We start from the raw sequence: 5,373 nt of genomic DNA, 5'->3' as shown, positions 1-5,373 counted from the left end.
CCTTCCTTTCTGACTTCCTCGTCCTGGGCCCGTGCGGCCGCCGTGGCTGCCGCCGTCCTGCTGGCCGGGTGCCAGACGGTGCCGCTGCCGCCCTCGAATCCCGCGTCCACGCCGGCCGGCAACCCGCCGGTGGTGGTCGTGCCACCGGACTCGGCCGCGTCGGCGCCGCCGCTCGTCGTGATCAAGCCGGTGCCGAAGCCGCCGCGCATCGGGCTGGCGCTGGGCGGCGGCGCGGCGCGCGGCTTTGCCCACATCGGCGTGATCCAGGTGCTGGAGGAGAACGGCATCAAGCCGGACCTGGTGGTCGGCACCTCGGCCGGCAGCCTGGTCGCGACGCTCTACGCGTCGGGCAAGAACGGGCTGGCGCTGGCGGCGATGGCCGATTCGATGGACGAGTCGGCGATCACCGACTGGGCCTTTCCCGGTCGCGGGCTGATCCGCGGCGAGGCGCTGGCGCGCTTCGTGCGCGAGGCCACCGGCGGCAAGACCATCGAGCAGATGCGCATGCCGCTCGGCATCGTCGCGACCGACCTCGACAACGGCTCTCCGGTGCTGTTCCAGCGCGGCGATGCGGGCATCGCGGTGCGCGCCTCGAGCGCGGTGCCGGCGGTGTTCCAGCCGGTGCGCATCGGCACACGCGAATACGTGGACGGCGGACTGGTGTCGCCGGTGCCGGTGCGCTTCGCGCGCCAGATGGGTGCCGAGCTGGTGATCGCGGTCGACATCTCGGCGGTGCCGGATGGTGCCGCCACCGGCGACCCGATGCGCATGCTGCTGCAGACCTTCGCGATCATGAGCCGCAGCATCAATGCCTTCGAGCTGCGCGAGGCCGACGTGGTGCTGCGGCCGAAGCTGGCCGACGTGTCGTCGGCCGATTTCGCGGCGCGCAAGCGCTCGATCCAGGCCGGGCGCGAGATCGCGCTGGCGATGATCAACGAGCTGAAGATGCGGATCGCGGCGAAGACGCACTGACAAACAAAACGGCCCGGTGTTGCCACCGGGCCGGAAGGTACCTGGAATCAGAATTCGCGCGGTACCGAGGAGACAACCTTTCAGGGAGACCGCAGGCAGGGCCCGCGGTAACTCTCAGATGAAGGGTCGCGACATAAGTTCAAGTCCTTTTTCAGATCAGGCGGCGGCGCGCTTGGTCTTCGGGGCCGATGCGGCCTTCACGGCGCTGGCGCTGATCGCTTCGATGTTGGCTTCTGCCACCTTCGCGGCCTGGCCGGCGGCCTTCTGCAGGCTTTCGTAGGCATTGCTGGTGGTCGCGACGGCCGACTTGAACAGCGCGACGACGTTCTCGGTGCCGGCCGGCGCGTTCTTCACGGCGGTGTCGACCACCGTCATGAACTTCTGCTGGGCTTCGGCGGCTTGCGCTTCGGCGACCTTGCCGATGTCGGCATTGGTGCTGGCGGCGATGTCGTACAGGTGGCGGCCGTAGGCGGCGGCCTTCTCGGCGGCCGGCTGCAGCAGGCTGGCTTGCAGCGCCAGCAGTTCCTGCGCGTCCTTCACCGACAGCGCGGCCTGGGTGTTCGCGGCGGCTTCGCCGAGCGCGGTCTTCGCGACCTGCAGGTTCAGCTCGACGAGCTTCTCGACGCCTTCGAACGCCTTGCCGGTCAGGCCGAAGAGCGTTTCGATGTTGGTCTTGTGGGCGGCGATCAATTGTTCAGCGGTCAGCATGTGGAATCTCCATGAGATAGAAAAGGGGACTGCGCCTGACACAGTGACTTTGTTGCACTGCACCATGGCGAGAAGTATACGGAGTGATCCGAGGATTACAAGTTGTTTTTGCTGCATTGCAGCAATCTAGAGGCATGTACCCATTTCGGCGCCGATCGGCACAATGCGCCGGCGATGCGCGCCTCGATGCAAGCCTTCCACTCCGACCACTTCGTGCTGCCGCTGCCCACCGGGCACCGGTTCCCGATGCAGAAGTACCGCCTGCTGCGCGAGGCCGCGGAGTCCGAGCCCGGGCTGTGCCTGCAGGAGGCGCCCGCGGCGAGCGACGGCGAACTCGCGCTGGCCCACACGCCCGACTACGTCACCGCGGTGTCCGAAGGCACGCTGAGCGCGGCCGAGCAGCGCGAGATCGGCTTTCCGTGGACGCCGCGCATGGTCGAGCGCTCGCGCCGCTCGGTCGGCGCGACGATCGCCGCGGCGCGTGCGGCCCTCACCGAGGGCGTTGCCGCGAACCTGGCCGGCGGCACCCACCACGCCCATGCGGACAAGGGCAGCGGCTATTGCGTCTTCAACGATGTGGCCGTGGCGACGCGGCTGATGCAGGCCGAATGGCACCGGCAGCACCGCACGCTGCTGCGTGTCGCGGTGATCGACCTGGACGTGCACCAGGGCAACGGCACCGCGGYGATCTTCCGCGACGACCCGACGGTGTTCACGCTGTCGCTGCACGGCGAGCGCAACTTCCCGTTCCGCAAGGAGGCGAGCGACCTCGACGTGGCCCTGCCCGACGGCTGCCGCGACGACGAGTACCTGGCCGCGCTCGATGCGGCGCTCGCCGAACTGTGGCGCCGCCATGCGCAGGGCGCGCCGGGGCTGGTGTTCTACCTCGCCGGTGCCGATCCGCACGAGGGCGATCGCCTGGGCCGCCTGAAGCTCACGTCCGCGGGCCTCGCCGAGCGCGACCGCCGCGTCTTCGCTGCCACCCGCGAGCGCGGCATCCCGGTCGCGGTCAGCATGGCCGGCGGCTACGGCCGCGAGATCGCCGACACCGTCGCGGTGCAGCTCACGACGCTGCGCGAGGCGCTGGCCAGCCGCGAGCAATGGAACAATGCAGCGCCATGACGATGCCCCAGACGCCTCCGATCCGCCCGCAACCCGAAGCGCGCAGCGCCTACCGGCACTTCACGAGCCTGTCGACCCGGTGGATGGACAACGACGCCTACGGCCACGTCAACAACGTCGTCTACTACAGCCTGTTCGACACCGCGGTGAACCGCTACCTGATCGAGGCCGGTGCGCTCGACATCCACGCCGGCGCGGTGATCGGGCTGGTGGTCGAGACCCACTGCAACTACTTCGCGCCGATCGCGTTCCCGCAGATGGTCGATGCCGGCTTGCGCGTCGCGCAGGTCGGCAGCTCCAGCGTGCGCTACGAGATCGGCCTGTTCGCCGCCGGCGAGCCGCTGTGCGCGGCACGCGGCCATTTCGTGCATGTCTACGTCGACCGCGAAACGCGCCGCCCGGCCGCGTTGCCGGCCGTTCTCATCCAAGCCCTGGAAGGATTGCGCCCGTGAGCTTGCCAACCCCCGAGCAGACTGCCCTCATCGACGCGGCGATCACCTCGCGCCGCTCGTTGCGCGCCTTCCTGCCGACGCCGATCCCGCGCGAGACCATCGAAGACATCCTGCGCGTCGCGTCGCGCGCGCCCTCGGGCACCAACACGCAGCCATGGAAGGTCTACGTGCTGACCGGCGAGCCGCTGGCGGCGCTGGGGCGCGAGATCACTGCCCTCTACGACGATCCCGAGGAGGCGGCGCAGCACCACGAGGAGTACGCCTACTACCCGGTCGAATGGCGCTCGCCCTACATCGACCGCCGCCGCAAGGTCGGCTGGGACCTGTACGGCCTGCTCGGCATCACCAAGGGCGACAAGCTGCGCATGCACGAGCAGCACGGCCGCAACTACGTGTTCTTCGACGCACCGGTCGGCCTGATGTTCACGATCGACCGCGTGATGCAGCAGGGCAGCTGGCTCGACTACGGCATGTTCCTGCAGAACATCATGGTGGCTGCGCGCGCCCGCGGCCTCGACACCTGCCCGCAGGCCGCGTTCACGCAGTTCCACCGCGTCATCCTGCCGCGCCTGGGTGCGGGCGATGACGAGATGCTGGTGTGCGGCATGTCGCTCGGCGTCGCCGATCCGTCCGCGGTCGAGAACACGCTGGTGACCGAGCGCGAGCCGGTGGCCGGCTTCACTCGCTTCCTCGGCTGATGCCGGAGCTGCTGTGGGGCCTGCCGTTCGCCGGGCTGCTGCTGTCGATCGCGCTGCTGYCGCTGGCCGCACCGGGCTTCTGGCACAGGCACCAGGGCAAGGTGGTGGCCGCGTGGGCGCTCGCGTACCTCGTGCCGCAGGCGGCGCAGTCGGGCGTCGACGCCGCATGGCACGGCCTGGTGCACGCTGCGGTCGGCGAGTACATCCCGTTCATCGTGCTGCTGGCCACGCTCTTCATCGTCGCCGGCGGCATCTTCGTGCGCGGCAACCTGCACGGCGGCCCGGGCCTGAACGTCGCGCTGATGGCGATCGGCGCGGTGCTGGCCAGCGTGATGGGCACCACCGGCGCGTCGATGCTGATGATCCGCCCGCTGATCCGCGCGAACGACCACCGGCGCCACACGGCCCACGTCGTGGTGTTCTTCATCTTCATCGTGTCGAACGCGGCCGGCGCGCTGACACCGCTCGGCGACCCGCCGCTGTTCCTCGGCTTCCTGCAGGGCGTGGCGTTCTCGTGGACGCTGGTGCACCTGCTGCCGCACACGCTGTTCATGGTGGGCACGCTGCTCGCGATCTTCTGGTTGCTCGACCGCTGGTACTGCCGCCAGGACGAGCCGCGCCCCGTCGACCCGACGCCGGACACGCGCGGCTTCGGCATCGAGGGTGCGGTCAACCTCGCGCTGCTGGCCGGCGTCGCGGGGCTGATCCTGATGAGCGGTGTCTGGCACGGTGGCGTCGCGTTCACGCTGGCCGGTGCCGAGATCACCTGGCAAGGCTTGATGCGCGACCTCGGGCTGATCGCGATCGCCGCGCTGTCGTGGCACCTGACACCGCCCTCGGCCCATGCGCAGAACCAGTTCAGCTTCGGCCCGATCGTCGAGGTCGCCAAGCTGTTCGCCGGCATCTTCCTGACCATCATCCCGGTCATCGCGATGCTGCGCGCCGGGGTCGACGGGCCGTTCGGCGCGATCGTGTCGGCCGTCACCGCGCCCGATGGCACGCCGCGGCCGGGGATGTATTTCTGGGCCGCCGGCACGCTGTCGTCGTTTCTGGACAATGCGCCGACCTACCTGGTGTTCTTCAACGCCGCCGGCGGCGACGCGCAGCAGCTGATGACGCAGTACGCCACCACGCTGGCCGCGATCTCGGCCGGCTCGGTGYTCATGGGCGCCAACTCGTACATCGGCAACGCGCCCAACCTGATGGTGAAGGCGGTGGCCGAAAGCCGCGGCATCCGGATGCCCGGCTTCTTCGGCTACATGGGCTGGTCGATGGCCGTGCTGCTGCCGCTGTTCGTGCTGATGACCCTGATCTGGTTCTGACCTGTTTTCTCAAGAAGAGGATGTGACATGAAGCCTGCCGTACTCGTCTCGCGTGCCATCTTTCCCGACATTGTCGATCGCCTGCGGGCGCACTTCGAC

The 5,373-nt window shown here is 69.1% G+C and carries 6 protein-coding genes; 5 read left to right on the top strand and 1 reads right to left on the bottom strand.

The window, feature by feature from the left end; genetic code table 11:
• Positions 1-9: 9 nt before the first annotated feature.
• Positions 10-972 carry a patatin-like phospholipase family protein gene (locus tag AC1D15_RS16720; protein WP_477826853.1) on the top strand — a complete coding sequence of 321 codons (963 nt, stop codon included), beginning with the start codon at positions 10-12 and terminating at the stop codon, positions 970-972.
• Between the two features lie 156 nt (positions 973-1,128).
• Here the strand turns inward: AC1D15_RS16720 and phaP are convergent, their stop codons facing one another.
• Positions 1,129-1,680, bottom strand: coding sequence for a TIGR01841 family phasin (phaP, locus tag AC1D15_RS16715; protein ID WP_047510746.1), 552 nt, complete (start codon positions 1,678-1,680; stop codon positions 1,129-1,131).
• 186 nt (positions 1,681-1,866) lie between these two features.
• Here phaP and AC1D15_RS16710 point away from each other — a divergent pair, with 186 nt between their 5' ends.
• Genes AC1D15_RS16710 through AC1D15_RS16695 form a run of 4 tightly spaced genes read left to right on the top strand, consistent with a single transcriptional unit; the run spans position 1,867 to position 5,274 of the window.
• Positions 1,867-2,802, top strand: a complete 936-nt coding sequence (locus tag AC1D15_RS16710) for a histone deacetylase family protein (RefSeq protein WP_477826851.1) — start codon at positions 1,867-1,869, stop codon at positions 2,800-2,802.
• Positions 2,799-3,254: an acyl-CoA thioesterase gene (locus AC1D15_RS16705; protein ID WP_477826850.1), complete on the top strand. Its 456-nt coding sequence runs from the start codon at positions 2,799-2,801 to the stop codon at positions 3,252-3,254. Before AC1D15_RS16710 ends, AC1D15_RS16705 begins: the two co-directional genes overlap by 4 nt.
• A gap of 2 nt (positions 3,255-3,256) precedes the next feature.
• Positions 3,257-3,952, top strand: a complete 696-nt coding sequence (locus AC1D15_RS16700) for a nitroreductase (protein WP_477826852.1) — start codon at positions 3,257-3,259, stop codon at positions 3,950-3,952.
• The gene (locus AC1D15_RS16695) at positions 3,952-5,274 is read left to right on the top strand and encodes a sodium:proton antiporter (protein ID WP_477826849.1); all 1,323 of its coding nucleotides are present in this window, start codon (positions 3,952-3,954) and stop codon (positions 5,272-5,274) included. Before AC1D15_RS16700 ends, AC1D15_RS16695 begins: the two co-directional genes overlap by 1 nt.
• The last annotated feature ends 99 nt before the right edge of the window (positions 5,275-5,373 follow it).

The sequence above is a fragment of the Rhizobacter sp. P2_H2 genome, from assembly GCF_056403375.1.
This window is presented reverse-complemented; position numbering and strand designations above follow the sequence as displayed.